The organism is Massilia aerilata, from assembly GCF_042656905.1.
Taxonomy (GTDB): Bacteria; Pseudomonadota; Gammaproteobacteria; order Burkholderiales; family Burkholderiaceae_D; genus Telluria; species Telluria aerilata.
In genome coordinates, this window is sequence record NZ_JBHSMZ010000024.1 from 262,040 (window position 1) to 285,431 (window position 23,392).

Genomic DNA, 23,392 nt, shown 5'->3' on the forward strand with positions numbered 1-23,392 from the left:
GGCACCTCCTCTCACATGCTGCGCAAGGCGCGCACCGCAGCAGTATAGCGCCGGGCGATCGCATCCTGCCCGGCGTGGCGTCCGCCGCGCACCACCCAGCGCCCGCCGGCCAGCACGTCGCGCACCAGGTTGTCGTTACCGCAGAACAGGAAGCGGCCGAGCACCTCGTGCGAGTCTACGCCATCGAGAGTCGGATGGGCGCTGTCCAGCACCAGCAGGTCCGCGCGCCGTCCCGCCGCCAGGCTGCCGACCGCGCGCCCGGAGGCCTGGGCGCCGCCGCGCAGGGCCTGCCGCCATAAATAGGTACCGACGTCGCGACCGCCTTTATCCTCTCCGTCGTCCACGGCGATGTTGCGCTGCTGCTGCGCCAGGCGCTGGCCGTATTCGAGCCAGCGCAGCTCTTCGACCGCGCTCTGCGACACGTGGCTGTCGCTGCCGATGCCGAATACGCCGCCGGCGGCGATATAAGGCGCCAGCGGGAACAGGCCGTCGCCCAGGTTGGCCTCGGTGGTTGGGCACAGGCCGGCACAAGCGCCGCTGGCCGCCAGCGCGGCGGTTTCGCTGTCCGACAGATGGGTCGCGTGCACCAGGCACCAGCGCGCATCGACCTCGACCTCATGCATCAGGTAATCGACCGGCCGCATGCCGGTGGCGTCGAGGCACTGCTGCACTTCGAGCTGCTGCTCGGCGATGTGGATGTGCAGCGGGCGCCCGGCCGGCATGCCCGCCACCAGGTCGCGCAGCTGGCCGCCGGATGCCGCGCGCAGCGAATGCGGCGCGGCCCCCACTTCCAGCTGCGGCCCGCGCAGGGCTTCGAGCTTGTCGACGATGCGCAGCACCAGCTCGGGATCGGTGCGGAAGCGCTTCTGCGCCGGCTTCAAAGGCTGCTCGCCGAAGCCGGCGTAGCTGTACATCACCGGCAGCAGGGTCAGGCCGATGCCGGACTGGCGCGCCGCCTCGGCGATCCGCAGCGCGGTCTCGGCCGGATTCGCATACAGCTCGCCGTCCGGGTCGCGCTGCACGTAGTGAAATTCGCAGATGCCGGTGTAGCCGTGGCGCAGGCATTCCACATGCAACTGGCTCGCCACCGCTTCCATCTGCTCGGGCGTGATGCGGCCGGCAAAGCGGTACATCAGTTCGCGCCAGGTCCAGAAGCTGTCCCGGGTGTCGCCGGCCTGTTCGGCCAGGCCGGCCATGGCGCGCTGGAAGGCGTGCGAGTGCAGGTTGGTCATGCCGGGCAGGACGTAGTCGGCCTGTTCGACGCCGGCAGGCGCCTGCATGCCTGCGAGGACGCCGGTCAGGTCGCCGCGCTCATCCCATTCCAGCAGCACGTCGTCGCGCCAGCCTTCGGGCAGCAGCGCGTGGCGCGCAAATAAAGCGTTCATGCCCGCACCCACTCCACCGCCGCGCCGAGCAGCTCGCGCAGCAGCGGCTGTATCTGTCCCGCCAGGTCCGGGCGGTATTCGAAGGGCGCGGCCTCGTTCATGTACAGGCACTGCGCCATCTCGAGCTGGATCGCGTGCACGCCGCCGGCCGGGTTGCCGTAGAAGCGCGTGATATGGCCGCCCTTGAAGCGGCCGTTGAAGACGAAGGAGAACTGGTCCTGGCTGTCCACCAGCTTGATCATCGCGCCTTCCAGCCCCTGCGAACAGGACTTGCCGTCGGCGGTGCCGAAATTCAGGTCCGGCAGGCGGCCTTCGAAGAAGCGCGGCACCGTTGATGCGATCGAATGCGCATCCCACAGCACCACCTTGCCGTGCAGCGCCAGCAGGCGGTCCAGCTCCGCGCGCAGCTGATTGTGGTAGGGGCGCCAGTACAGTTCCAGACGGCGCCGCACCTCGGCTTCATCCGGCTCCATGCCTTCGCGGTACAGGCGCTCGCGCCCGAAGGTGTCGACCGGGCACAGGCCGGTGGTGTCCTGGCCCGGATACAGGTTGGTGTTCTCGGGAGGCCGGTTCAGGTCGATCAGGTAGCGCGACCAGCGCGCCGACAGCACGGAGGCGCCCATCTCCCTCGCGAAGCCATACAGCCCGGTGAGATGCCAGTCGGTGTCGGCGCGCGCCGCCGCGCAGGGCATCAGGCTTGCGGCCACGTCGTCGGGAATGTCGGTGCCCACATGGGGCATCGATACCAGCAGCGGCAGCTTGCCCGCCTCGAACCTGAAATCCATCATGTCTCCTGTGCGAGAGTCAAGGATGCAGCGCGGCGAACAGCTCCCGGCATTCGGCGGACAGCTCGCCCTGCATCACCATCCGCTTGGCCGCCTCGATATCCGGCGCGAAGAAGCGGTCTTCATCGAAGGCCGCCACCCGGCCGCGCAGCTGGGCGTGCACGTGCTCCAGGTGGCTTGAGCTGGTGAGCGGACGGTGGAACTCGATCCCCTGCGCCGCCGCCAGCAGCTCGATGCCGATGATGACACCCGTATTGTGCGCCATCTGGTCGAGACGGCGCGCCGCGAAGGTGGCCATGCTGACATGGTCTTCCTGGTTGGCCGAGGTCGGCAGGCTGTCGACGCTGGCCGGATGCGCCAGCGACTTGTTTTCCGAGGCCAGCGCGGCCGCCGTCACGTGGGCGATCATGAAGCCGGAATTCACGCCCGGCTCCTTGACCAGGAAGGGCGGCAGGCCGGACAGCGTGGAATCGATCAGCAGCGCGATGCGGCGCTCGGCCAGCGCGCCGATCTCGGCGATGGCCAGGGCCAGGGTGTCGGCGGCGAAGGCGACAGGTTCCGCATGGAAATTACCACCCGAGACGATCATGGCGCCGCCGGCGGCTTGCGCGTCCGGGAAGATCAAGGGGTTGTCGGTGACGGCGTTCGATTCGATCAGCAGGGTGCGGCCGGCATTCGCAATCAAGTCCATCACCGCGCCCATCACCTGCGGCTGGCAGCGCAGGCTGTAGGGGTCCTGCACGCGCTCGTCGCCGACCAGGTGGGAAGCGCGGATCGCGCTGCCGGCCACCAGTTCGCGGTAGATCCTTGCCGCGGCGATCTGGCCCGGCTGGCCGCGCACCGCGTGCACGCGCGGGTCGAAGGGCGCGTCGCTGCCGCGCGCGGCGTCCAGCGACAGCGCGCCTGTCACCATCGCGCCTTCCAGCAGGCGCTCGGCCATGAACAGGCCGTGCAGGGCCAGCGCGGTCGAGACCTGGGTGCCGTTGATCAGGGCCAGGCCTTCCTTCGCCGCCAGCATGACCGGCTCGATGCCTGCCGCTTCCAGCGCGGCGCCGGCGTCCATCAATTCGCCCTTCATGCGCACCTGGCCGACGCCCAGCATCGCCAGGGTCATGTGGGCCAGCGGCGCCAGGTCGCCGGACGCGCCCACCGAACCCTGAGCGGGAATGGCGGGCATGATGCCGGCGTTGTACAGGGCGATGAGGGTGTCGACGATCAGCGGGCGCACGCCGGAATAGCCGCGCGCCAGGCTGCCGATTTTCGTCAGCAGGATCAGCCGCACGACGTGGTCCGGCAGCAGTTCGCCGGTGCCGACCGCGTGCGACAGGATCAGGTTCTGCTGCAGCTGTTCGAGCTGGGCCTGCGGAATGTGGCGCTTGGCCAGGATGCCGAAGCCGGTGTTGATGCCGTAGGCCGGATCGCCCTTGGCGACGATGGCTTGCACGGTGGCGGCCGAGGCTTCGATGTCGGCGTAGGCTTCCGCGGCGAGGGCCAGGCTGCCGGCGGATTGCCAGACGGTGCGCAGGTCGTTCAGGGTGAGAGAGCCGGGTGCGAGAGTCAGGTGGTTCATGGTGCTTATTTGATCATTGGGAGTTTCAGGCCGAAGCGCTTGGCGGCTTCGATCGCGAGTTCGTAGCCGGCGTCGGCATGGCGCATCACGCCGGAGGCGCAATCGTTCACCAGCACGCGGGCCAGGCGTTTGTCCGCGGCCTCGCTGCCGTCGGCGACGATGACGACGCCGGAGTGCTGCGAGTAGCCCATGCCGACCCCGCCGCCGTGGTGCAGCGAGACCCAGGTCGCGCCGCCTGCGGTGTTCAGCATGGCGTTCAGCAGCGGCCAGTCGGAAACCGCGTCGGTGCCGTCGCGCATGGCTTCGGTCTCGCGGTTCGGGCTGGCGACCGAGCCGGTATCGAGGTGGTCGCGGCCGATCACGATCGGCGCTTTCAGTTCGCCGGTGCGGACCATCTCGTTGAAGGCGAGGCCGGCGAGGTGGCGTTCGCCCAGGCCCAGCCAGCAGATGCGCGCCGGCAGGCCCTGGAAGGCGATGCGTTCGCGCGCCATGTCGAGCCAGCGGTGCACCCGCGCGTGCTGCGGGAACAGCTCCTTGATCTTCGCGTCCGTCTTGTAGATGTCTTCCGGGTCGCCGGACAGCGCCACCCAGCGGAAGGGACCGCGGCCTTCGCAGAACTGCGGGCGGATATAGGCCGGCACGAAGCCCGGGAAGTCGAAGGCATTCTTGACGCCTTCGTCCAGCGCGACCTGGCGGATGTTGTTGCCGTAGTCGACCGCCTTGGCGCCCATCTGCTGGAAGTCGAGGATGGCCTGCACGTGGACGGCCGCCGATTCCGCTGCTTCCTTTTTCAGGCGCGCATGCTGGGCCGGATCCTGCTGCGCGGCCTTCCACTGCTCGACGGTCCAGCCGCGCGGCAGGTAGCCGTTGATCAGGTCGTGGGCCGAGGTCTGGTCGGTGACCAGGTCCGGCACCAGGCCGGTTTCCTTTGCACGGCGCACCAGCTCCGGCAGGACGTCGGCGGCGTTGCCGAGCAGGCCGATCGAGATCGCGTCCTTGTTCTGCTTGTGCTGGCGGATCATCGCCAGCGCTTCATCGATGCTGTGCGCCTGCTTGTCCAGGTAGCGGGTGCGCAGGCGGAAGTCGATGCTGCTCTGCTGGCATTCGACGGTCAGCGAGACCGCGCCGGCAAAGGTCGCGGCCAGCGGCTGCGCGCCGCCCATGCCGCCCAGGCCCGCGGTCAGGACCCAGCGCCCGGCCAGGTCGCCGCCGAAGTGCTGGCGCCCTGCTTCCGCGAAGGTTTCGTAGGTGCCCTGCACGATGCCCTGGGTGCCGATGTAGATCCAGCTGCCGGCCGTCATCTGGCCGTACATGAACAGGCCCTTGCGATCGAGCTCGTTGAAATGCTCCCAGTTGGCCCACTTGGGCACCAGGTTCGAGTTCGCGAGCAGCACGCGCGGGGCGTCCGGGTGGGTCTGGAACACCCCGACCGGCTTGCCGGACTGGATCAGGAGGGTCTGGTCGTCCTCGAGATCGCGCAGCGAGGCGAGGATCTGGTCGTAGCAGGCCCAGTCGCGCGCCGCGCGGCCGATGCCGCCGTAGACGACGAGGCTTTGCGGGTTCTCCGCCACCTCGGCATCCAGGTTGTTCTGCAACATGCGGAAGGCCGCTTCGGTCAGCCAGCTCTTGCACTGCAGCTGGCTGCCGCGCGGGGCGCGGATCTGGCGGGTCGGGTCGAAGCGGGGATCTTGCATCGGCGAAGCGTTGGTCATGGCGGGCTCCTGGGAATGTCAAGAAAGTCTAGGTTGTCTATACAACCTCGTCAACCCCCTCCTCTGTTATTTCTTCTGGTAGACCTGGCGGCCGCCGACCCAGGTTTCGAGCACGGTGGTCTTGTAGATGTCGTAGGGCGACATCTTGAACAGGTCGCGGTCGATGACGATGAAGTCGGCGTATTTGCCGGCTTCGAGCGAGCCCAGCGTCTTTTCCTGGTGGCCGGCATACGCGGCATCCAGCGTGAAGCAGCGGAAGGCTTCCTTGAGCGACATCTCCTGCTCCGGATACCAGCCAGCGATCGGCGCGCCGTCCTTGTCCTGGCGGGTGACGGCGGCGTGGATGCCGAAGAAGGGATTCGGCGCCTCGACCGGGAAGTCGGAACCGCAGGCGATGCGCGAACCCTGAGCCAGGAAACTGCGCCAGGCGTAGGCGCCCTTCATGCGGTCCGCGCCGATGCGGGTCTCGGCCATGTTCTTGTCCGAGGTGGCGTGGGTCGGCTGCATCGACGGGATGATGCCGATGCTTTTAAAACGCGGGATGTCGTTCAGCGTGACGACCTGGGCGTGTTCGATGCGGTGGCGCTTGTCGCCTGCTTTATTCGCCGGGATTTCCTTGGCGAAGGTGTCGAGGATCTGCTTGTTGCCGGCGTCGCCGATCGCGTGCACGTTGACCTGGTAGCCCTTCCTGATGGCCTTGGTGATCATCGCGTCGATCTCCTTGTTCGTGTGGAACAGCAGGCCGTGCGAGTGCGGATCGTCGCTGTAGGGCGCCAGCAGGGCCGCGCCGCGGCTGCCCAGGGCGCCGTCGGCGTAGAGTTTTACCGCGCGCAGTGCGTACATGTCGTGGCCGTAATTCAGGAGCGGGCCATTTTTTGCCAACTGGTCAAAATCCGGGCCGGTGCCGCCGATCATGGCGTAGATGCGGGCCGTCAGCTTGTCGTGGTCGGCGTAGTCGCGGTAGAGCTTGTCCTCGCCGACGGTGATGCCGGCATCGTGCACGCTGGTCAGGCCGACGCTGGCCATGTTTTCCAGGGCGCGGTCGAGCATCATGCGGCCTTCCTGCTCGGTCTCGTGCGGCAGCACCTTGGTGACCAGTTGCTGGGCGGCGTCGACCAGCACGCCGGTGGCGACGCCGTTCGCATCGCGCACGATCTTGCCGCCGGCCGGGTCCGGCGTCTTGTCGGTGATGCCGGCCAGCGCCAGCACGCGGCTGTTGGCCCAGCCGGCGTGGCCGTCGACGCGTTCGAGCCAGACCGGGCGGTCCGCTACGGCGCCATCGAGCTCCCTGGCGGTCGGGAAGCGGCCCAGCTTCCAGATCTCCTGGTTCCAGCCGCGCCCGCGCACCCAGGCCTGCTGCGGATTGGCGCGCGCGTAATCGCCGATCGCCTTCAGGGCGCCGTCCAGCGAGGTCGAGGTCGACAGGTCGAGCTGGGTCAGCATCGCGCCCAGGCCGAACACGTGGCCGTGCGCATCGATCAGTCCCGGCAGCACGGTGCGGCCCTGCAAGTCGACATGCTTCGCATTCGGCGCCCTGGCCGCCACTTCCTTCGCTGCGCCCACCGCGATGATCCTGCCCTTGTCATCGAAGGCCAGCGACGCGAACTGGACGACGTCGCCCCTGGCGTTGAGCGTGTAGCCGTTGGCGTTGTCGATCACGGTGTCGGCGTGGGCCGCGCCCATGGCGCCGGCGGCGATCAGGATGGACAGGGCGGATTGCAAGGGTTTGAGGCGCATCGTGGGGCTCTCCGTATTCTTGTAAAGGAGGAGAGTGTATAGAAAATTGCGCAACGGTCAATGTGCATCAAACCGGGGTCAGAGCCCGATTTTTGGCAATTACTCAGCAGAAGTCTTTAGGCATCAACAAAGCATACGTCCTCAACAGTCTTGCGCATGATTGATGTCGGTCGGAAGGTTCAGCGGCAAACATATTTACGCTCATGCTTCCTTCAAGCTTCGCCTTTCCCATGCCACGTCCTCGCCGCGTCGTTTCTCCTTCGATTCCGCTGCATGTCATCCAGCGTGGCAATAACCGATCCCCCTGCTTCCATCTGCAGAATGACTACCTGATTTACCTCGACGCGCTACGTGAGTGTGCTTTCGACACTGGCTGTGCCGTGCATGCCTATGTCCTCATGAGCAATCACGTTCATCTCCTGCTCTCGCCAGACACGACCGATAGTGTGAGCACGATGATGCAGCGGCTGGGCCAACGCTATGTGCAATATTTCAATCGCCGTCATGCGCGCACAGGCACATTATGGGAAGGGCGGTTTCGCTCGAGTCCGGTGCAGGACGAGCGCTATTTCCTGATCTGCCAGCGCTACATCGAACTCAATCCCGTGCGGGCAAATATGGTGGATGTGCCTGCTGACTATCCGTGGTCCAGCCACCAGACGAATGCTTTCGGTCGGGAGAACGCCCTGATCACACCGCATCCTGCGTATTTAGGCTTGGGCAAGGCCGCGGTGCTACGCCAAGCGGCATACCGCCATTTGTTCAACGACGCCTTGCCGGAAGAGTTGCTCGACGAGGTCAGAAAAGCTGGCAACAGCAATCGTCCGCTAGGCCTTGCACCAAACGCGATGGACACTGGCATGCTCTAACCGCAGAGATATTTCCAAAAATCGGGCTCTGACCCCGGTTTAACTTTGCTCAAGCTCGCGTTCGAGCAGCGTCTTCTTCCGCTCCACCCCCCACCGATACCCCGAAATCGACCCATCATTGCGCACCACCCGATGACAGGGCACCGCAATCGCCACCGGATTCGCCGCGCAGGCGCCGGCCACCGCGCGCGCGCCCTGCGGCATGCCCAGTTGCGCGGCCAGTTCGGCATAGCACACCGTGCGGCCGGCCGGGATACTGCGCAGCGCCTGCCAGACGCGCTGCTGGAAGGCGGTGCCGCGCAGATCCAGCGGCAGGTCGAGGCCGATGCGCGGCGCTTCGACGAAGGCGACCACCTGCGCCACGGTCGCCTCGAACGTGGGCTCGGCGCCGATCAGTTCGGCCTTCGGGAAGCGGTCCTGCAGGTCGCGCACCAGCGCATCCGCATCGTCGCCGAGCAGGATCGAGCAGATGCCCTTGCCGGTGGCGGCGACCAGCAAGGCGCCCAGCGAGCAGGCCGCCACCGCGAAGCGGATGGCCTCCCCGCCGCCGCCCGAACGGTAGCGCAAGGGCGTCATCCCCAGCACCCCAGGCGATGCCGCATAAAAACGGCCGCTGGAATTGAAGCCGGCATCGTAGGCGGCCGCGGTCACGCTCGGCGCCTGCGCCAGTCCCTGCTGCAGACGCCCGGCCCGCCGCGCAGCCGCATAGGCCTTGGGCGTGATGCCGGTATGCGCCTTGAACACGCGATGAAAATGGAAGCGGCTCATGCCGCAGGCTTCGGCCAGCGTCTCGAGATCCGGCTCATCAAACGATGCGTCGATCAGCCGGCAAGCCTGCGCCACGGCCGCGGCCTGCCGCTCGGCCAGCGGCGGCTGGTCCGGCTTGCAGCGCAGGCAGGGCCGGAAGCCGGCCGCCTCGGCCTCGGCACGGGTGGCATGAAACGCCACGTTGGCGCGCAGCGCGCCGCGCGAGGGGCAGGATGGCTGGCAGTACACGCCGGTGGTGCGCACCGAGTAATAGAAGATGCCGTCGGCATCAAGGCTGCGCGCCTGCACCGCGGCCCAGCGCGCGTCGTCGGTCTTGAAAGCGGGTTTGTCCATGATCGTCTCCATGCTCCACGAATCGAATGCAGCCATCGTATCGGCATGGCGGAGGCGCCGTCATCCCGGGTCTTGCTTTCAAATTCGCAGTGCTAGAATGTCGCGTCACTCGGCACGAAGCACGAGGCACGAGACACCTGAACCCCGGAGAGTAGTTTGGACGAACAGTTCGCGCAAGACGCCACGCCCATTTTTCAGCGCATCAAGGATTACCTGATGGGCGAGATCGCCTCCGGGCGCTGGAAGGAAGGCGAGCTGGTCCCGTCCGAGCAGGCGCTGGTGCGCCAGTTCGGCGTCTCGCGCATGACCGTCAACCGCGCCGTGCGCGAGCTGACGGCGGAACAGGTGCTGACGCGGCGCCAGGGCGCGGGCACCTTCGTCGCGCCGCAAAAATACCAGGCCACGCTGGTCGAGATCCGCAACATCGCCGAAGAGGTGCGTGCGCGCGGACACAAGCACACCAGCCGCCCGCTGCTGCTGGAGCAGGCCGCCGCCGGCGAGGCGCTGGCCCTGCAGTTCGCGCTGGCCCCGGGCGCGCCGCTGTTCCACTCGGTGATCGTGCACCACGAAAACGACCGGCCGATCCAGATCGAAGACCGCTGGGTCAACCCGGCCTGCGCGCCCGCCTACCTGGACCAGGACTACACCCGCGTCACCCCGAACGAGCACCTGATGGCGGCCGCGCCCCTGCAGGACGCCACCTATAGCATCGAGGCCCTGCCGGCGCCGCGCGAGGTGGCCGAGATGCTGGCCATCGCTCCAGGTGCCGCCTGCCTGGTGCTGCGCCGCCGCACCACTTCACAGGGCAAGGTGGCGACAGTGGCGACCATGTGGCATCCGGGACAACTGTATAAATTCACCGGCAACGTCGGTTGAAAATCACTTGCCGTAACGACCACGCCGCAAAATAAATCCGGGGACAAATGTGCACGCGACACTGTCGTCGGCAATAATGGAAGCAGGTCAAACCGGCACCGCAGCCCGGGCGCGCTTGCGAGTTGCGCTAACGTGTTAAGATTTTGTACAAAGCTTGCGAACACGTTTCAGGAAAATCGGTTATTATTTCAGCTAACCCCCGCCTGACACCTCCTTGCAGCTCTTCCACTATTGAATATTGCACACAGTGTCTCCACCATTGTGCGTTTCAGGCGTTAATTGACCTACCTCTCACTGAGGAAAACATGAGCGAAAACATCAAACACATTAGCGATGCATCCTTCGAAACCGACGTGCTGAAGTCCGAGCGCCCGGTCCTGGTCGACTTCTGGGCCGAGTGGTGCGGTCCCTGCAAGATGATCGCCCCGATCCTCGAAGAAGTCGCTAAGGAATATGACGGCAAGCTCCTGATCGCGAAGATGGACGTCGATGCGAACCAGGCCGTGCCGGCCAAGTTCGGCATCCGTGGCATCCCGACCCTGATCCTGTTCAAGAATGGCGTTGCAGCCGCGCAGAAAGTCGGCGCGATGGCAAAAGGCCAACTGACTGCTTTCATCGACAGCAACATCTGATACCATAGCCGGCGGCAGCGCGCCCGCGTTGCCGCCATTCCGGGAAGGTCATCGACTCCGATCCCTCCCATTATTAACCCACGTAGTTCCCTCCCCTACCTTTACTTTCCCGTCACGGGACACCCGACACATGCACTTATCTGAACTGAAGGCCATGCACGTCTCCGCCCTTCTGGAGATGGCGATCAGCCTGGACATCGACAACGCAGCCCGCCTGCGCAAACAAGAACTGATGTTCGCGATCCTCAAGAAGCGCGCGAAACAAGGCGAGCAAATTTTCGGCGACGGCGCACTCGAAGTGCTGCCGGACGGCTTCGGCTTCCTGCGCTCGCCGGATGCCAGCTACATGGCCTCGACCGACGACATCTACATCTCGCCGTCGCAGATCCGCCGCTTCAACCTGCATACGGGTGACTCGATCGAAGGGGAAGTGCGTACGCCGAAGGATGGCGAGCGCTATTTCGCGCTGGTGAAGGTGGACAAGGTCAACGGCGAATCGCCGGAAGCCTCGAAGCACCGCATCCTGTTCGAGAACCTGACCCCGCTGCACCCGCAAGTGCCGCTGCGCCTCGAACGCGACATGAACGGCGCCGAGAACATCACCGGCCGCATCGTCGACCTGATCTCGCCGATCGGCAAGGGCCAGCGCGGCCTGCTGGTGGCCTCGCCGAAGTCGGGCAAATCGGTCATGCTGCAGCACATCGCCCACGCGATCACCGCGAATCACCCGGACGTCACCCTGATCGTCCTGCTGATCGACGAGCGTCCCGAGGAAGTCACCGAGATGCAGCGTTCGGTGCGCGGCGAAGTGGTCGCCTCGACCTTCGACGAACCGGCCACCCGCCACGTGCAGGTCGCCGAGATGGTGCTCGAAAAGGCCAAGCGCCTGGTCGAGATGAAGAAGGACGTCGTGATCCTGCTGGACTCGATCACCCGCCTGGCGCGCGCCTACAACACCGTGATCCCGGCTTCGGGCAAGGTGCTGACCGGCGGTGTCGACGCCAACGCGCTGCAGCGTCCGAAGCGTTTCTTCGGCGCCGCCCGTAACGTCGAGGAAGGCGGTTCGCTGACCATCGTCGCCACCGCGCTGATCGAAACCGGCTCGCGCATGGACGACGTGATCTACGAAGAATTCAAGGGTACCGGCAACATGGAGGTGCACCTGGAGCGCCGCCTGGCCGAGAAGCGCGTCTACCCGGCCATCAACCTGAACAAGTCGGGCACCCGCCGCGAAGAGCTGCTGATCAAGCCGGACCAGCTGCAGAAGATCTGGATCCTGCGCAAGCTGCTGTACTCGATGGACGAGATCGAGGCGATGGAGTTCATCCTCGACAAGATGCGCGCGACCAAGAACAACGTCGAGTTCTTCGACATGATGCGTCGCGGCGGCTGATCCCGGCCGTTTGATAACGGGATCCACGGAAAAGGCGGGCCATGCTCGCCTTTTCTGCTTTCTGCGCCACGTTCTGCCGGCCATAAAGTTGCTTCTCAACCCTGCGTGGCATATAATCTCCGGTTCATTACCACCCCTGGCAAGTGATCGGCAATCGGGTCGAGAAGCAGCATGACCGACGAAGTGCCTTTTGGCTACCAACCTAACCGAGGCAAAACCATGAAAACCGATATCCATCCGGATTACCGCGAAGTCGTCTTCCACGACCTGTCCTGCGATTTCAAATTCATCACCCGTTCGACCATCAACACCCGCGAAACCATCGATTTCGAAGGTAAGCAATACCCGCTGGTCAAGATCGAGGTGAGCGCTGAATCGCACCCGTTCTTCACCGGTAAGCACAAGATCGTCGACACCGCTGGCCGCGTTGAGAAATTCCGCCAGAAGTTCGGTTCGGTCGGCTCGAAGACCAGCGTCGCCAACGGCTAATTCCCGAGCGAACGCACTGGAGGCCTCCGGGCCTTCAAGAAGGAAGCCTCGGGCTTCCTTTTTTTTTGTCGCTATACTAGCGCGACATTAATTTATTGCATCAAGCATCTCCGTATCGATGAAACCAGTCCGCCTCCCCGCCGCCGCCACACTCGCGCTGCCACGATGGGCCTTGTACGCACTTGGCCTGTTGTACATCCTGCCGGGCCTGATCGGCCGCGACCCGTGGAAGGACGATGCCGCCAGCTTCGGCATCATGTGGACCATGGCCCACGGCGGGGTCAAGGACTGGCTGCTGCCGAACATCGCCGGCCTGCCCTCGCCCGAGGAAGGGCCGCTGGCCTTCTGGCTGGGCGCGCTCTGCATCAAGCTGTTTGGCTGGCTGCTGGGCGACGTGCTGGCGGCGCGCCTGTCGACCATCGCCATTTTCGTGCTCGGCACCGTGTCGCTGTGGCAGACCGCGTTCCGGCTGGGCCGGCGCTCGGAAGCCCAGCCGCTGCGCCTGGCCTTCGGTGGCCAGCCCGAACCCGACGACTACGGCCGCACCCTGGCCGACACCGCCGTCCTGATCTACCTGGGCTGCCTGGGCCTGCTGCTGCAAAGCCATGAAACCCTGGCCGTGACCCTGCAGGGTTCGCTGCTGGCCTGGTTCCTGTACCGTTCCGTGCGCTATCTCGAAGAAGCTTCCCGGCGCAACGCGGCGCTGCTCGGCCTGGTGCTGGGCGCGCTGGCGCTGACCCGCGGCGTCGCCTCCCCCATCGTGCTGCTGGGCGCGCTGTTCCTGTGCACCCGCTTCCTGAAGCTGCCCCCCCGCCCCGTGCTGCGCGATCTCGGCGTGGCCGCCGGCTCGGCTGTCCTGCTGATGCTGGTCTGGATCCTGCCCTCGCTGCTGGCCCACCCCTACAACCAGGCGCCGGTGGGCGAATGGCTGGTCTGGAACGCCAGCCAGCTGAGCATCCCGAGCTGGCATTCCATCGGCGCCTTCTTCCGCGTCGGCATCTGGTTCTGCTGGCCGGCCTGGCCCTTCGCCGCCTGGGCCGCCTGGGCCTGGCGCCGCCAGCACGGCATGCTGCACATCATCCTGCCGACCTGCTTCGTCGGCCTGCTGGTGCTGCTGGTGCTGTGCGATCCGGTACCGGAAAACGGCGACCTGCTCAAGCTGCTGCCGCCGATGGCGCTGATGGCGGCCTTCGGCCTGCCGACCATGAAGCGCGGCACCATCAATGCGATCGACTGGTTCTCGGTGATGGTCCTGACCCTGCTGGGCGCCATACTGTGGCTGTTCTGGATCGCCAAGCTGACCGGCTGGCCTGCGCAGCTGGCCAAGAACGCGCTCAAGCAGGTGCCCGGCTTCCAACCCGAATTCGGCCTCGTCGCCTTCATCGTCGCCGCGGCCGCCACCGCCGGCTGGTTCGTGCTGGTGCACTGGCGCCTGTCGCGCCAGCCCTCGGTGCTGTGGCGCGCCGTGGTGCTGTCGTCCGGCGGCCTGATCCTGCTGTGGGTGCTGCTGATGACCCTGTTCCTGCCGGACCTGAACTATGCCCGCAGCTATGCCTCGGTGGCCCAGCAGATCGCGGCGCGCCTGCCGGCCGGCGCCGACTGCATCGAGACCAATGTCGGCCCGGCCCAGCGCGCCTCCTTCGCCTACTTCGGCCACCTGCCCTTCGCCGGTGTCGAAGGCGGCAAATGCAGCTTCCTGCTGCTGCAGGAAAGCCTCAAGAAGACCGCCGACGGCACGCACAGCGACACCAGCCGCCAGAGCGTGATCCAGTCCGGCGACGGTCCGCGCGGCGGCCAGGTGGTGCTGGACGAATTCCGTCCGCGCGACTGGAACCTGCTGTGGGAAGGCCGCCGCCCCTCCGACCGCCTCGAACGCTTCCGCCTGTACCAGCGGCGTTGAGCGCGGCGCCGCAATGAAGAAGCCACCCGGGCGGGTGGCTTTTTTACGTCCGCGAAGCCCTGCACGCGTTCAGATCTTCTGCAACACCGGCTTGCGGCGCTTCATCATCCCGACCATGCCCAGGCCCAGGCCCGCGAGCAGCATGCTCCAGGCCTGCGGTTCCGGCACCGCCGACACCACCAGGTCGCCGCCAAAGGCGCCACCGCCGGCACCCAGCACCTGGCCGTCGACCTTCAGCGCGTAGTAGCCGTTGACCAGGTCGTAGGCCGACAGCGACCACGAATCGGCCGGATGCGAGCCGAAGCCGGTTTCGTTGATGCCGGCGATGGCCGTGCCGAGCATCGTCATCGCCGACGGGTCGTAGCGGTACAGGCTGAAGCCGGTGATCAGGAGGTCCTTGGTCTGTGGCGTGTTGAGGTAGGAGGAGGTGATCGAGGCCGCGGCGTCGAAGGGCGAGCCGATGTTGAAAGTGAAGATGTCGCTGAAGGTCCTGCCGACGGTCGAGGCCGCAAAGGTATCGCCGAAATGCGCGTTGAAGCCGCCCACGCCGTCGCCCACTGTCACTAGCGGAACGGTGCGCTCGATCGCCTGCGCGGCGGCGCCCTGGGAGGCGACCGCCGCGCCCGCGATGAGGGCGCTTAAAACGAAAGATTTCAGTTTCATGATAGTTCCTGAGATAAGTTATCGGGACTTACTATCCGCAGGGCCGGCGTATTGACACCGATCCTTGATAACAGCATAGGTTCGCGCCTACCCCTCAACTGTTAGATTGCGCACAAATCTCAGCCGTTTTTCGACGAAAAGTGGCATTTTTGAGCCATTAATTTCCAAATCGAAAAAACTTCATTCTCGGCAAGGGCTCGCTTGAGAAAGATCAATTCCTCGCGGTCCTGAATTATCAGAATGATGGATGTGCCCGCTATCCCGCGGCATCGCCAGCCAAGGAGCCCATCATGAAAAGCGTGACGTTTTCCGATATCGAGCGCGTCCCGGAACAGGCGCGCCGCCCCTCTCCTCTCGGTTCACCGCAACGCCTGGCCTTGCTGGCGCTGACGCTGGCGCTGGGCCTGTCGGCACTGATGATCGCTTTCCGCCAGGTGGACCCGGGCGCGCCGCTGGCGTATATCGTGCTGCCGGTGCTGGCCGGCGGCCTGCTGCCGATGATGACCATGATGCCGGGCCGCTTCGAGGTGACGACCCGCTTCGACGCCTGCCACCTGGTCGTCACCCTCGACGAGGCGCTGAGCCGCCTCGGCTATGCGCCGGCCGAGCGCGCCCCGGGCGCCGTGCGCTACCGCGCGCGCGGCGGCAAGGAGATCGCCGTGACCGTGCGCGCCCACGCGCTCGAGGTCAGGGGCCCGATGCCGGCGCTGCGGGCGCTGCGCCGGCAGATGGATCGCTAAGGTTTACACCTTCATTGGCAGGATCACCATTTGTAATCCTTCCAGGTGCAGGCGGCGCTGCACGGCGAGCGCCGCCTGGTTATGCAGCAGCCGCGTGAACCAGTTATCCGATGCGAAGATCAGCTTGCTGGTGAAGAAAATCGAGTTCGGATATTCGCTGTTGATCTGCTCGCACATGCGGGTCACCTCCTCCACCGCATCCGTGCCGAAGCCGATATAGGACGCCGACGCCATCCCGTGGCTCTGGCAGAAGTCGACAAAGAATTCCAGCGTCTCCGCCGCATTCTCCCGCATCTTTTCCAGCGCGCCCTCGCCGCCGTAGGCATGCGCATCCACCGTGCGCGCGTTCACGAACAGGAAGTTCTTGAAGTGCCCCGGGAACATGCGCAGCACCCACAGCAGCGCATGCAGGCCGCCGCCGCGCGAGGTGCCGACGATGAACACCGCCGTCTGCGCCTCCGGCGCCGGATCGACCGACTCCTTGACCGGGCCGAAGGACTGGTCCTCGAACACCTGGTCCACCGACTGGATGGCGCGCTTGGTCTCGCGGTAGTGGTTGCGGATAAAGATGCACAGGCCGGCAATCGCCGCGATGATCAGGGCGGTGGCCCAGCCCCCTTGCGTGAAGCGCTCGACCAGCAGGATCGCCAGGATGCCAGCGCAGATCACGAAGCCGATCAAGGAAAGCAGGAAGCGCCGCACCCAGCGCTCGTCCTTGCGGTGGCGCCACCAGTACAGGCACAGGCCGAACAGGGAGATGGCAAAGGTCAGGAACACCGAAATCGAATACAGCACCACCAGCAGCGTGACCTGGCCGCCGGTCCAGAACAGGATCGCCAGCGCGGCCACGCCCATCACCAGGATGCCGTTCTGCGTCACCAGGCGCGTCGACAGGTAGCGGAACTGGTGCGGCACCCAGGAATCGGACGCCATGTTCGACAGCACCGACGGACCGCCCAGGAAGCCGGTATTCGCGGCCACGAACAGCAGGCCGGCCTCGAAGGCCAGCACCACGGCCAGCAGCACCTGGTTCAGCACCTCGCCCTGGAATCCCATGCTGGCGATGATGCTGCGGAAGGTGGTGGCGTTCAGGGTCTCGCCGGCCACCGGCTGCGCATTCCACAGCAGGTACAGGAGGATGATGCCGCCGGCGGTGATCGCCAGCGACAGCGCCATGTAGAACATCGTCATCTTCCCGGTCCGCACGCGCGGCTCGGCCAGCAGGTTGACGTTGTTCGACACCGCCTCCAGGCCGGTATAGGTGCCTCCGCCCTGCGAATACGCCAGCAGCAGCATCCCGGCCACGCCGGTCCAGCCGATGTGCTGCGCCAGCTCTTTGGTTTCGGTGACGGTGCTCGGCACCAGTTCCGGCAGGTGCGAGGCATGGGCGACGATGCCGTACACGATCAGCACCAGGTGGGTGGCGACGAAGCCGAGGAAGATCGGCAGCAGGATCTGGATCGCCTCCTTCAGCCCGCGCAAATTCATCACGATCAGCAGCGCGATGAAGAAGGCCTCGGCCCCTAATTTATAGGGCTGGAAGCCGAGCGGCAGGAAGGACGCCAGCGCGTCGACCCCGGACGCGATCGAGATCGCGATGGTCAGCACGTAGTCGAGGATCAGGGCGCAGCCCGAGACCAGCCCCAGATAAGGCCCCACCAGCTGGGTGGCGACGCGGTAGCCCCCGCCCCCGGTCGGGAACAGCTCGATCACCTGGTTGTAGGCAAGCGCGATGATGAAGACGGTGACCGCGGTGGCGAGCGCCATGTACAGGCCGAGGTGGGTATGCGCGCCCAGCGCACGGAAGGTCTCTTCGGGGCCGTAGGCCGACGAGGACAGCCCGTCCGCGCCCAGCCCGACCCAGGCCAGGAATGCGACCAGCGCCATCGAATGGCGGGTCTCGTTCTGCATCGGATCGAGCGCTTTGCCCAGGATGATTTCGCGTATCTTCTTGTTCTTCATCGTGCACGCCGCCCTGCCGGCGGCCGGTTCTCGAGGTAGGCGAGATCATACGCTGGAACGGGGGCGCACACGCACTGGTCTTTTTGGCATCGCATGTGCTAAGATGCGCGCCTGCGCTTGCAGCCTCTGTGGCGGAATTGGTAGACGCACTTGACTCAAAATCAAGCGCCGAAAGGCGTGCCGGTTCGATTCCGGCCGGAGGCACCAACAGCTTGCAACGCACGGCATCACATATTCCCGCTTTCTAAGTAGAATCAAACACTTAGACTGCGCGGCAGGCCGAAAGGCTCTATACACTTTCCCGCTTTCTACCGCTTTATCTCGTCACTCATTCCCCACGTTTTACGCAATAATTACGCACGGGATTACTCAGCAGGAGTTTAGAGCGTGGCTTCATATGCAAAGCGGAAGAACGGCTGGCGCGCACAGATCGCGATTCAGGGCGTCCGAGAATCGAGAGTACTGTCAACCAAGGCCGAGGCGGTCGCTTGGGCGACAGCGCGCGAGGCTGAAATCCGAGCCGGCAAGGCAACCGGAGTTCAGGCCGGCCGCACAGTCGGCGACGCGTTCGATCGCTACGAAAAGGAGGTATCGATCACGAAGCGCGGGCATCGTTTCGAGGCACTCCGGCTCGCGGCGATCGGCAGCTGGGAGACTAATGGGAAGCCGTTCCGCGACATGAGGCTCGTCGACGCAACCTCCGAGGTGCTCGGGAAATGGCGCGACCACCGCCTCAACATCAACAAGATGAGTGGGTCGACCGTCAATCGCGAGCTGAACCTGCTGTCGAATGTCTTTGCGATCGCTGCCAAAGAATGGAAGTGGATCGCTGCCAGCCCGACTACCGACGTCCGGCGACCGAAGGAATCGGAGCCGCGTGATCGCCTGTACACGAACGACGAGATCGAGCGCATTTGCTTTGCGCTGGGCTTTGACCAAGGTAGCGAGGAACGCGCAGAAACGGTCAGCCAGCGGATCGCCGTGGCGTTCCTGTTCGCCATCGAGACCGCCATGCGCGCTGGCGAGATCTGCGGCTTGATGCCGCGCGATGTCGTCGGCCGGGTAGCCACGCTCACCGAAACAAAAAACGGCACGAAGCGCAGGGTACCACTGTCGACGCGAGCAGCGGCGCTGCTCGAGCTGCTGCCGGAGCCCGAGGATGGCGGAACCGTCTTCGGCGTAACAGCAAAGTCGCTCGACGCGCTGTTCCGCAAGGCCAGAACTAGGGCTGGCATCGACGATGCCACCTTCCACGACACCCGTCACCTTGCCATTACCAGGCTGGCGAAAAAGCTGGGCGTACTCGACCTGGCGCGCATGGTCGGTCACCGCGACCTCAAGCAGCTGCAGGTGTACTACAACGAGACCGCCGAGGCGATGGCAACGAAATTAGACTGATGATGCATGGGCGTATTCACCTAGGGAAGCCCTTGGCGAGCTAGAGAAGTTACGCCAAAAGTTACGCCTTATAAATTGTGTTTTGATAAACAAAAAGGCCAGCATGAGCTGGCCTTTTTGTTTTACCTGCAGTGTTACGCTGCAGCGCGCTCTTCCGTGATCTCGTTCAGCTTCGATCTGAACGCCAATGGCGCCGAGATATTGGGAATCGGCGCCTGCGGGCCGCCAGCACCCGAAACAACGATGCTGCCGAAATTCAGGATACGCCCCATGATCGACTGATCGACCTGGACACTCTCTACGCGGCTGTTCTTCAGCTCGACCGTTTTGCGACTGATGAGCCCGAACTTGGCGATCACGCGCTTGTTGGTGATTACAAGCTCAGTGGTCAGCACATTAATAACAGCGGCCGCCAGAAAAATCAGTCCAATCCCCATCAACATGATTGTTGCGATCCCAAGAAGGATCAGTAGCCATTGCGACGCCCAAGATACCTGGGCTTCGTACACGACCTGCTCATCGGCAGCCAAGTTGCGGTTCACATACGATCCCATTCCACCCCCTAATAGTTGTAATGAGGGAAATGATACAAGTATTCTCCTATGGCAACAATGGAAGAATGGGTTAAGTAGCGGTTGTATGAGCAGGGCTACCAAATCCTGCAGGTCGCCCTCATGTCTGGGCATCGCGATCGGAAGATGCTGGCCATGTTCACATAGATCCGTACAAAAGATCTGCATCGGAACAAGCCTACTCCAGCCGTGGGAACTCAAGGACGCACGGCTCGGTGGCCAGCAAGTACCGAAGTGACTCGAGCACTTGCCCTTGCGGACCGGGCAGCGAGGTTACAAGTCGCTGTAAGTGGTCTGCATGCAGCACAACACTGCGCAGCCGGGCGACCTCCCAAAGAAGTACCCTGACATCGGCAGCGTCTTTATTTCTGTTCTGAATTGCCTGCAGGTCGTCCTTAGTGAGCGGAAGCTTCCAACGCATATAAACCTTAAATTACTGTATATTTATACAGTACATTATAATAAGGTGAAGTTAATGATCAACACGTACGAATGGGATGAGTTGACGGCAGCGGACGAGGCAGCAAATTGTGCGGTGTCGCAAATTGTTATGCGCCACAGACATTTAGGTGTTTTGACCTGGGCACTACTACATCAAATCGAGGCCGAGGTTTTGGTCGAGCTTAGAGCGAGTGGAGAACACTCGACATCAACTCTCAACATGATCCGGGCGTCGCCGCTGCTCTGCTACCCGAAAGATGATAGCCCCGTCTCCTTTGGGAATGCCTCCATCGTGCCAGTTATCTTCGGGCAAATCGAAGAAGCGTGGAACCTCGTACATTGAGGCAAAAAAATGCCTTATGGGCGGATCGTGCAGACGTCCGCACGATCGGCCATCGAGTTAGAACAAGCCTGCAGGCTCGTTGGCTCGGTCCCAGCTATAAATGATGACCTCCGACCGATCAACCGATCGACCGCCTCCGCCGACGTTATAAGTGATGGGCACGGTGTCCATCTGGAAGCGGCCGAAGATTCGTCGGATCTCCGGATGGTCATTCAAGCTGACGATTGCTTTGCCCTTTAGCCGCCCGAGCAGCTCGGCCATCTTCTCGTACTCCTGCAGCGGGAAGTCCACACCATATCCCTCTGTCTCCCAATACGGTGGGTCCAGGTAGAACAGCGTATGCGGACGGTCGTAGCGCTCCATCAGCTTAAACCAGTCCATGTTCTCGATGAAGGCGCCCGACAGCCGCAGGTGCGCCGCCGACAGGTTCTCCTCGATGCGCAGCAGATTAACCGGCGGCGCCGTAGTCGCAGTGCCCCAGGTCTGCCCGTCAACCTTGCCGCCGAAAGCGTGCTGCTGCAGGTAGAAAAAGCGCACCGCGCGCTGGATGTCGGTTAGGGTCTTCGGCGGCGTCTCTTGGTGCCACTTGAACACCTCGCGGCTCGACAACGCATACTTGAAATGCCGCACGAACTCCTCGAGATGGTTCTGCACCACCCTATAAAGCCTCACCAGCTCGCCGTTGATGTCGTTGATCACCTCGACCTCCGCCGGCGGCCGCATGAAGTAGAGCGCGGCGCCGCCTGCGAACACCTCGACGTAGCATTTATGTCGGGGAAATTGCGGGATGATGTGGTCTGCCAGACGGCGCTTACCGCCGATCCAGGGAATGATTGGGCTTGCCATAAACCTATTTTTACCTTTTAGTAATTTATGCTAGACTCCGTCCGCCTACCGGTAGGTGGCAGAGCCTTCGCTCGGTTCACTGGCTCGATCAGTGGATTAAGGCCGGCATCGGTTGTTCGCGCAACTGGTGCCGGCGCTCTGTCTTATTTCTTCGAGGCCTCGAGCACGCCCGCGCGCTCAGCCCATACCCCCGCCTTCCCGTTGATCGCTACCTGCTGCCCAGCGTAGAACTGCCGCCAGCCGAAGACTTGCTTGCGCCAGGCGCGGCAGCTGGTGGCGTTGTCGACTTCATTCGCGGCGACGACGCTGGCCGGAACGTCGGCGGGTTCTCCGTCAGAATCGGTGGCGGATCCGACAAGCTGACCTGTCCAGCCGGCGTCGAGGATGCGCACGAAGCCAGCAGGCAAAGGCAGGCGCCGATCGACATCAGGCGTGACGATCTCGGGAATACTTTCTTCAATTTGCTTTCCTTCCTTGTAGATGATCTGGATGCGGTCGCGGTACTGGATCTCGACCTTGGTAACGACTTGGGCCTGCGCCTTCGCGATGCGCACTGTCTGCGTGGCCTGCTTCCCGACATAGTCGACCATCGCGTCAACACCGCGGCGAGCCTCCTGCAGGCGCCCTACCCCGTATGCCGCGGCGGCAAGCGCGGCGATGGCGAATACCTTGCTCCAGCCGGGTAGCACAACGCCCTGCAGGCGCGCCAGGACCGCGCTCATGCCAGCACCCGCTTGGCCATGTTGGCACCCATCAGGCGCGCGCTGAATCCGATGGCATCGCCGTACTTCGGCGTCGCGCGGCCCAGGTTGATCTTGTCCGAGATGCCGTCCACATCATCGCGGTCGGCCAGCTCGCTAAGGTTGTTCAGCTGCCAGAACCACGCAGCACCCAGGGCGGCGCCGGTCGGCGTGCACAACCAAGTTGCTACGGTCTCGCGCGGGATGTCAAAAAAATCGGCGCAGGCGTTCAGGTTGTCTGCCCCGGTCAACTGGATCCAGCCAGCGCCGCGGTTACGCCAGCCGTCGCCGCTGGCCACGTCGCCGTTGCCCATCCTGTTCGCGTAGGCGATGTTGGCGATCATCTCCTGGTTCGCCGAATGCGCTGGTGTGCGGCCGTACATCTCAGCCTGTTCAGACGTGAAGCGCTTGACCTTGACCGTGTTGAAGGTCTCGAGGATCGCGTATGGCCTGTAGTTGAAGTTCTCGCGCTTAGCAGTGAAGTCGCAGCTTTCGTGCGCCAACTGGCCCAGGAAGTGGGCGGCACGCAGCTTGGTAGTGATGCCAAAGCGCTCCATGGCCGGGTTGAGTGCCGCAACGATGGCGGCCGCATTGGCGCGCGCGCCTGGCGCGATGGCGCACAGGCTCGGGATGGTCAGGTTCATGGTAGAGACTCCGGAGTACAGCGGGGAAGATGTCCGGCCGGTCGAGCGAGCAGGCCAGTGTTTGCGCCCATGTGTGGACTAAACGGCGTCCTTGATGGCCTTGACGGCTTTGGCGCCATCGGCGACCAGTTCATCGATGCCGGCGTCCTTGCGCTTCTCGATATAGCGGAAGAGCGCGCGGATAATCAGCCACGCCGGCAGCCCGCAAGTGAGCATGACGCCGCCTTGCCCCATAAGGCCGATGATGTCCTTCGACCAGTGCTCGATGCCGAAGTACTTGATCGCCGCCGCGCCGCCGAGTAGTGAGCCGGCGATGGTACTGGCCATCGATACACGGAATTCCTTGTCGTCCTTCGGCTTCGTCATCGTCATTACGATGTACGACGCAAAGCCGGCACCGATGCCGGCAGCACCGGCCAGGCCGCCGAGTGCCTTCCAACCTACGGCAGCACCGGCAGCCGCGGCGCCTGAAATCGGTTCGCTCATTGATTCGTCTTTCATGGTCAGTAATCGCCAGACGGAACTCGTCTCTCTTACATCGGTAGGCGGGAGCGAACAGTGTCTCGCTGCGGCGGTCTCATTTCTAGGGAGAAA

Annotated in this window: 22 protein-coding genes and 1 tRNA gene; 10 read left to right on the top strand and 13 right to left on the bottom strand. The window is 64.0% G+C overall.

Annotated features, from left to right (window positions below; all coding sequences use genetic code 11):
• Positions 1 to 11: 11 nt before the first annotated feature.
• The 5 genes from ACFPO9_RS24685 to ACFPO9_RS24705 form a co-directional block, all read right to left on the bottom strand.
• On the bottom strand, positions 12 to 1,385 hold the full coding sequence (locus ACFPO9_RS24685) for a formimidoylglutamate deiminase (RefSeq protein WP_379776278.1): 1,374 nt from the start codon (positions 1,383 to 1,385) through the stop codon (positions 12 to 14).
• On the bottom strand, positions 1,382 to 2,170 hold the full coding sequence (gene hutG, locus ACFPO9_RS24690) for an N-formylglutamate deformylase (RefSeq protein ID WP_379776565.1): 789 nt from the start codon (positions 2,168 to 2,170) through the stop codon (positions 1,382 to 1,384). The genes ACFPO9_RS24685 and hutG overlap by 4 nt, the downstream gene beginning before the upstream one ends.
• Positions 2,171 to 2,189: 19 nt before the next feature.
• Positions 2,190 to 3,740: a histidine ammonia-lyase gene (gene hutH, locus ACFPO9_RS24695; RefSeq protein ID WP_379776282.1), complete on the bottom strand. Its 1,551-nt coding sequence runs from the start codon at positions 3,738 to 3,740 to the stop codon at positions 2,190 to 2,192.
• A gap of 5 nt (positions 3,741 to 3,745) precedes the next feature.
• Complete coding sequence (gene hutU, locus ACFPO9_RS24700; RefSeq protein ID WP_379776285.1) at positions 3,746 to 5,452, bottom strand: urocanate hydratase; 1,707 nt, start codon at positions 5,450 to 5,452, stop codon at positions 3,746 to 3,748.
• Between the two features lie 66 nt (positions 5,453 to 5,518).
• Positions 5,519 to 7,189, bottom strand: a complete 1,671-nt coding sequence (locus ACFPO9_RS24705) for an amidohydrolase (protein WP_379776288.1) — start codon at positions 7,187 to 7,189, stop codon at positions 5,519 to 5,521.
• A gap of 230 nt (positions 7,190 to 7,419) precedes the next feature.
• Between ACFPO9_RS24705 and ACFPO9_RS24710 the strand changes: the two genes are divergently transcribed.
• Complete coding sequence (locus ACFPO9_RS24710) at positions 7,420 to 8,058, top strand: transposase (protein WP_379776290.1); 639 nt, start codon at positions 7,420 to 7,422, stop codon at positions 8,056 to 8,058.
• Between the two features lie 39 nt (positions 8,059 to 8,097).
• On the opposite strand, the gene ada is transcribed toward ACFPO9_RS24710, so the two are convergent.
• The gene (gene ada, locus ACFPO9_RS24715; RefSeq protein WP_379776293.1) at positions 8,098 to 9,159 is read right to left on the bottom strand and encodes a bifunctional DNA-binding transcriptional regulator/O6-methylguanine-DNA methyltransferase Ada; all 1,062 of its coding nucleotides are present in this window, start codon (positions 9,157 to 9,159) and stop codon (positions 8,098 to 8,100) included.
• 156 nt (positions 9,160 to 9,315) lie between these two features.
• On the opposite strand from ada, the gene hutC reads away from it, so the two are divergent.
• From hutC to ACFPO9_RS24740, 5 genes are all read left to right on the top strand, one after another.
• Complete coding sequence (hutC, locus tag ACFPO9_RS24720) at positions 9,316 to 10,035, top strand: histidine utilization repressor (RefSeq protein WP_379776296.1); 720 nt, start codon at positions 9,316 to 9,318, stop codon at positions 10,033 to 10,035.
• A gap of 305 nt (positions 10,036 to 10,340) precedes the next feature.
• Positions 10,341 to 10,667 carry a thioredoxin TrxA gene (gene trxA, locus ACFPO9_RS24725; RefSeq protein ID WP_036236119.1) on the top strand — a complete coding sequence of 109 codons (327 nt, stop codon included), beginning with the start codon at positions 10,341 to 10,343 and terminating at the stop codon, positions 10,665 to 10,667.
• A gap of 130 nt (positions 10,668 to 10,797) precedes the next feature.
• On the top strand, positions 10,798 to 12,060 hold the full coding sequence (rho, locus tag ACFPO9_RS24730; protein WP_047821459.1) for a transcription termination factor Rho: 1,263 nt from the start codon (positions 10,798 to 10,800) through the stop codon (positions 12,058 to 12,060).
• Positions 12,061 to 12,279: 219 nt separating this feature from the next.
• Complete coding sequence (locus tag ACFPO9_RS24735) at positions 12,280 to 12,549, top strand: type B 50S ribosomal protein L31 (protein ID WP_379776300.1); 270 nt, start codon at positions 12,280 to 12,282, stop codon at positions 12,547 to 12,549.
• 118 nt (positions 12,550 to 12,667) lie between these two features.
• Positions 12,668 to 14,449 (top strand): ArnT family glycosyltransferase, encoded by a 1,782-nt coding sequence (locus tag ACFPO9_RS24740; RefSeq protein WP_379776303.1) that lies wholly within the window; start codon positions 12,668 to 12,670, stop codon positions 14,447 to 14,449.
• Between the two features lie 69 nt (positions 14,450 to 14,518).
• Here the strand turns inward: ACFPO9_RS24740 and ACFPO9_RS24745 are convergent, their stop codons facing one another.
• Complete coding sequence (locus tag ACFPO9_RS24745) at positions 14,519 to 15,112, bottom strand: FxDxF family PEP-CTERM protein (RefSeq protein ID WP_379776306.1); 594 nt, start codon at positions 15,110 to 15,112, stop codon at positions 14,519 to 14,521.
• A 290-nt stretch (positions 15,113 to 15,402) separates the two neighbouring features.
• Between ACFPO9_RS24745 and ACFPO9_RS24750 the strand changes: the two genes are divergently transcribed.
• Positions 15,403 to 15,852, top strand: a complete 450-nt coding sequence (locus tag ACFPO9_RS24750; protein ID WP_379776308.1) for a hypothetical protein — start codon at positions 15,403 to 15,405, stop codon at positions 15,850 to 15,852.
• A gap of 3 nt (positions 15,853 to 15,855) precedes the next feature.
• Here the strand turns inward: ACFPO9_RS24750 and ACFPO9_RS24755 are convergent, their stop codons facing one another.
• The gene (locus tag ACFPO9_RS24755) at positions 15,856 to 17,814 is read right to left on the bottom strand and encodes an APC family permease (protein ID WP_379776311.1); all 1,959 of its coding nucleotides are present in this window, start codon (positions 17,812 to 17,814) and stop codon (positions 15,856 to 15,858) included.
• A gap of 122 nt (positions 17,815 to 17,936) precedes the next feature.
• Here ACFPO9_RS24755 and ACFPO9_RS24760 point away from each other — a divergent pair.
• Together ACFPO9_RS24760 and ACFPO9_RS24765 are read left to right on the top strand one after the other, a co-directional pair.
• Positions 17,937 to 18,021: transfer RNA gene (locus ACFPO9_RS24760), tRNA-Leu, on the top strand.
• Between the two features lie 180 nt (positions 18,022 to 18,201).
• Complete coding sequence (locus tag ACFPO9_RS24765; protein WP_379776314.1) at positions 18,202 to 19,212, top strand: tyrosine-type recombinase/integrase; 1,011 nt, start codon at positions 18,202 to 18,204, stop codon at positions 19,210 to 19,212.
• 134 nt (positions 19,213 to 19,346) lie between these two features.
• Here the strand turns inward: ACFPO9_RS24765 and ACFPO9_RS24770 are convergent, their stop codons facing one another.
• Entirely contained in the window at positions 19,347 to 19,754 is a 408-nt protein-coding gene (locus ACFPO9_RS24770; RefSeq protein WP_379776317.1) for a PH domain-containing protein, read from the bottom strand.
• Positions 19,755 to 20,082: 328 nt separating this feature from the next.
• Between ACFPO9_RS24770 and ACFPO9_RS24775 the strand changes: the two genes are divergently transcribed.
• The gene (locus ACFPO9_RS24775; RefSeq protein ID WP_379776320.1) at positions 20,083 to 20,568 is read left to right on the top strand and encodes a DUF2471 family protein; all 486 of its coding nucleotides are present in this window, start codon (positions 20,083 to 20,085) and stop codon (positions 20,566 to 20,568) included.
• Between the two features lie 57 nt (positions 20,569 to 20,625).
• Here the strand turns inward: ACFPO9_RS24775 and ACFPO9_RS24780 are convergent, their stop codons facing one another.
• The 4 genes from ACFPO9_RS24780 to ACFPO9_RS24795 all read right to left on the bottom strand — a co-directional run bounded on the left by ACFPO9_RS24780 (position 20,626) and on the right by ACFPO9_RS24795 (position 23,284).
• On the bottom strand, positions 20,626 to 21,414 hold the full coding sequence (locus tag ACFPO9_RS24780; protein WP_379776322.1) for a DNA adenine methylase: 789 nt from the start codon (positions 21,412 to 21,414) through the stop codon (positions 20,626 to 20,628).
• Between the two features lie 143 nt (positions 21,415 to 21,557).
• A complete protein-coding gene (locus ACFPO9_RS24785; protein ID WP_379776325.1) occupies positions 21,558 to 22,136 on the bottom strand; it encodes a hypothetical protein in 579 nt (192 codons plus the stop codon).
• Positions 22,133 to 22,798: a glycoside hydrolase family 19 protein gene (locus ACFPO9_RS24790; protein WP_379776328.1), complete on the bottom strand. Its 666-nt coding sequence runs from the start codon at positions 22,796 to 22,798 to the stop codon at positions 22,133 to 22,135. Before ACFPO9_RS24790 ends, ACFPO9_RS24785 begins: the two co-directional genes overlap by 4 nt.
• A gap of 78 nt (positions 22,799 to 22,876) precedes the next feature.
• A complete protein-coding gene (locus tag ACFPO9_RS24795) occupies positions 22,877 to 23,284 on the bottom strand; it encodes a hypothetical protein (protein WP_379776331.1) in 408 nt (135 codons plus the stop codon).
• Between the last annotated feature and the right edge of the window lie 108 nt (positions 23,285 to 23,392).

Bases quoted from the DNA above. Each gene is read 5' to 3' on its own strand.
- ACFPO9_RS24685 (WP_379776278.1), bottom strand. From the start codon at position 1,385: ATGAACGCTTTATTTGCGCGCCACGCGCTGCTGCCCGAAGGCTGGCGC.
- hutG (WP_379776565.1), bottom strand. From the start codon at position 2,170: ATGGATTTCAGGTTCGAGGCGGGCAAGCTGCCGCTGCTGGTATCGATG.
- hutH (WP_379776282.1), bottom strand. From the start codon at position 3,740: ATGAACCACCTGACTCTCGCACCCGGCTCTCTCACCCTGAACGACCTG.
- hutU (WP_379776285.1), bottom strand. From the start codon at position 5,452: ATGACCAACGCTTCGCCGATGCAAGATCCCCGCTTCGACCCGACCCGC.
- ACFPO9_RS24705 (WP_379776288.1), bottom strand. From the start codon at position 7,189: ATGCGCCTCAAACCCTTGCAATCCGCCCTGTCCATCCTGATCGCCGCC.
- ACFPO9_RS24710 (WP_379776290.1), top strand. From the start codon at position 7,420: ATGCCACGTCCTCGCCGCGTCGTTTCTCCTTCGATTCCGCTGCATGTC.
- ada (WP_379776293.1), bottom strand. From the start codon at position 9,159: ATGGACAAACCCGCTTTCAAGACCGACGACGCGCGCTGGGCCGCGGTG.
- trxA (WP_036236119.1), top strand. From the start codon at position 10,341: ATGAGCGAAAACATCAAACACATTAGCGATGCATCCTTCGAAACCGAC.
- rho (WP_047821459.1), top strand. From the start codon at position 10,798: ATGCACTTATCTGAACTGAAGGCCATGCACGTCTCCGCCCTTCTGGAG.
- ACFPO9_RS24735 (WP_379776300.1), top strand. From the start codon at position 12,280: ATGAAAACCGATATCCATCCGGATTACCGCGAAGTCGTCTTCCACGAC.
- ACFPO9_RS24740 (WP_379776303.1), top strand. From the start codon at position 12,668: ATGAAACCAGTCCGCCTCCCCGCCGCCGCCACACTCGCGCTGCCACGA.
- ACFPO9_RS24745 (WP_379776306.1), bottom strand. From the start codon at position 15,112: ATGAAACTGAAATCTTTCGTTTTAAGCGCCCTCATCGCGGGCGCGGCG.
- ACFPO9_RS24750 (WP_379776308.1), top strand. From the start codon at position 15,403: ATGAAAAGCGTGACGTTTTCCGATATCGAGCGCGTCCCGGAACAGGCG.
- ACFPO9_RS24755 (WP_379776311.1), bottom strand. From the start codon at position 17,814: ATGAAGAACAAGAAGATACGCGAAATCATCCTGGGCAAAGCGCTCGAT.
- ACFPO9_RS24775 (WP_379776320.1), top strand. From the start codon at position 20,083: ATGCAGCACAACACTGCGCAGCCGGGCGACCTCCCAAAGAAGTACCCT.
- ACFPO9_RS24780 (WP_379776322.1), bottom strand. From the start codon at position 21,414: ATGGCAAGCCCAATCATTCCCTGGATCGGCGGTAAGCGCCGTCTGGCA.
- ACFPO9_RS24785 (WP_379776325.1), bottom strand. From the start codon at position 22,136: ATGAGCGCGGTCCTGGCGCGCCTGCAGGGCGTTGTGCTACCCGGCTGG.
- ACFPO9_RS24790 (WP_379776328.1), bottom strand. From the start codon at position 22,798: ATGAACCTGACCATCCCGAGCCTGTGCGCCATCGCGCCAGGCGCGCGC.
- ACFPO9_RS24795 (WP_379776331.1), bottom strand. From the start codon at position 23,284: ATGAGCGAACCGATTTCAGGCGCCGCGGCTGCCGGTGCTGCCGTAGGT.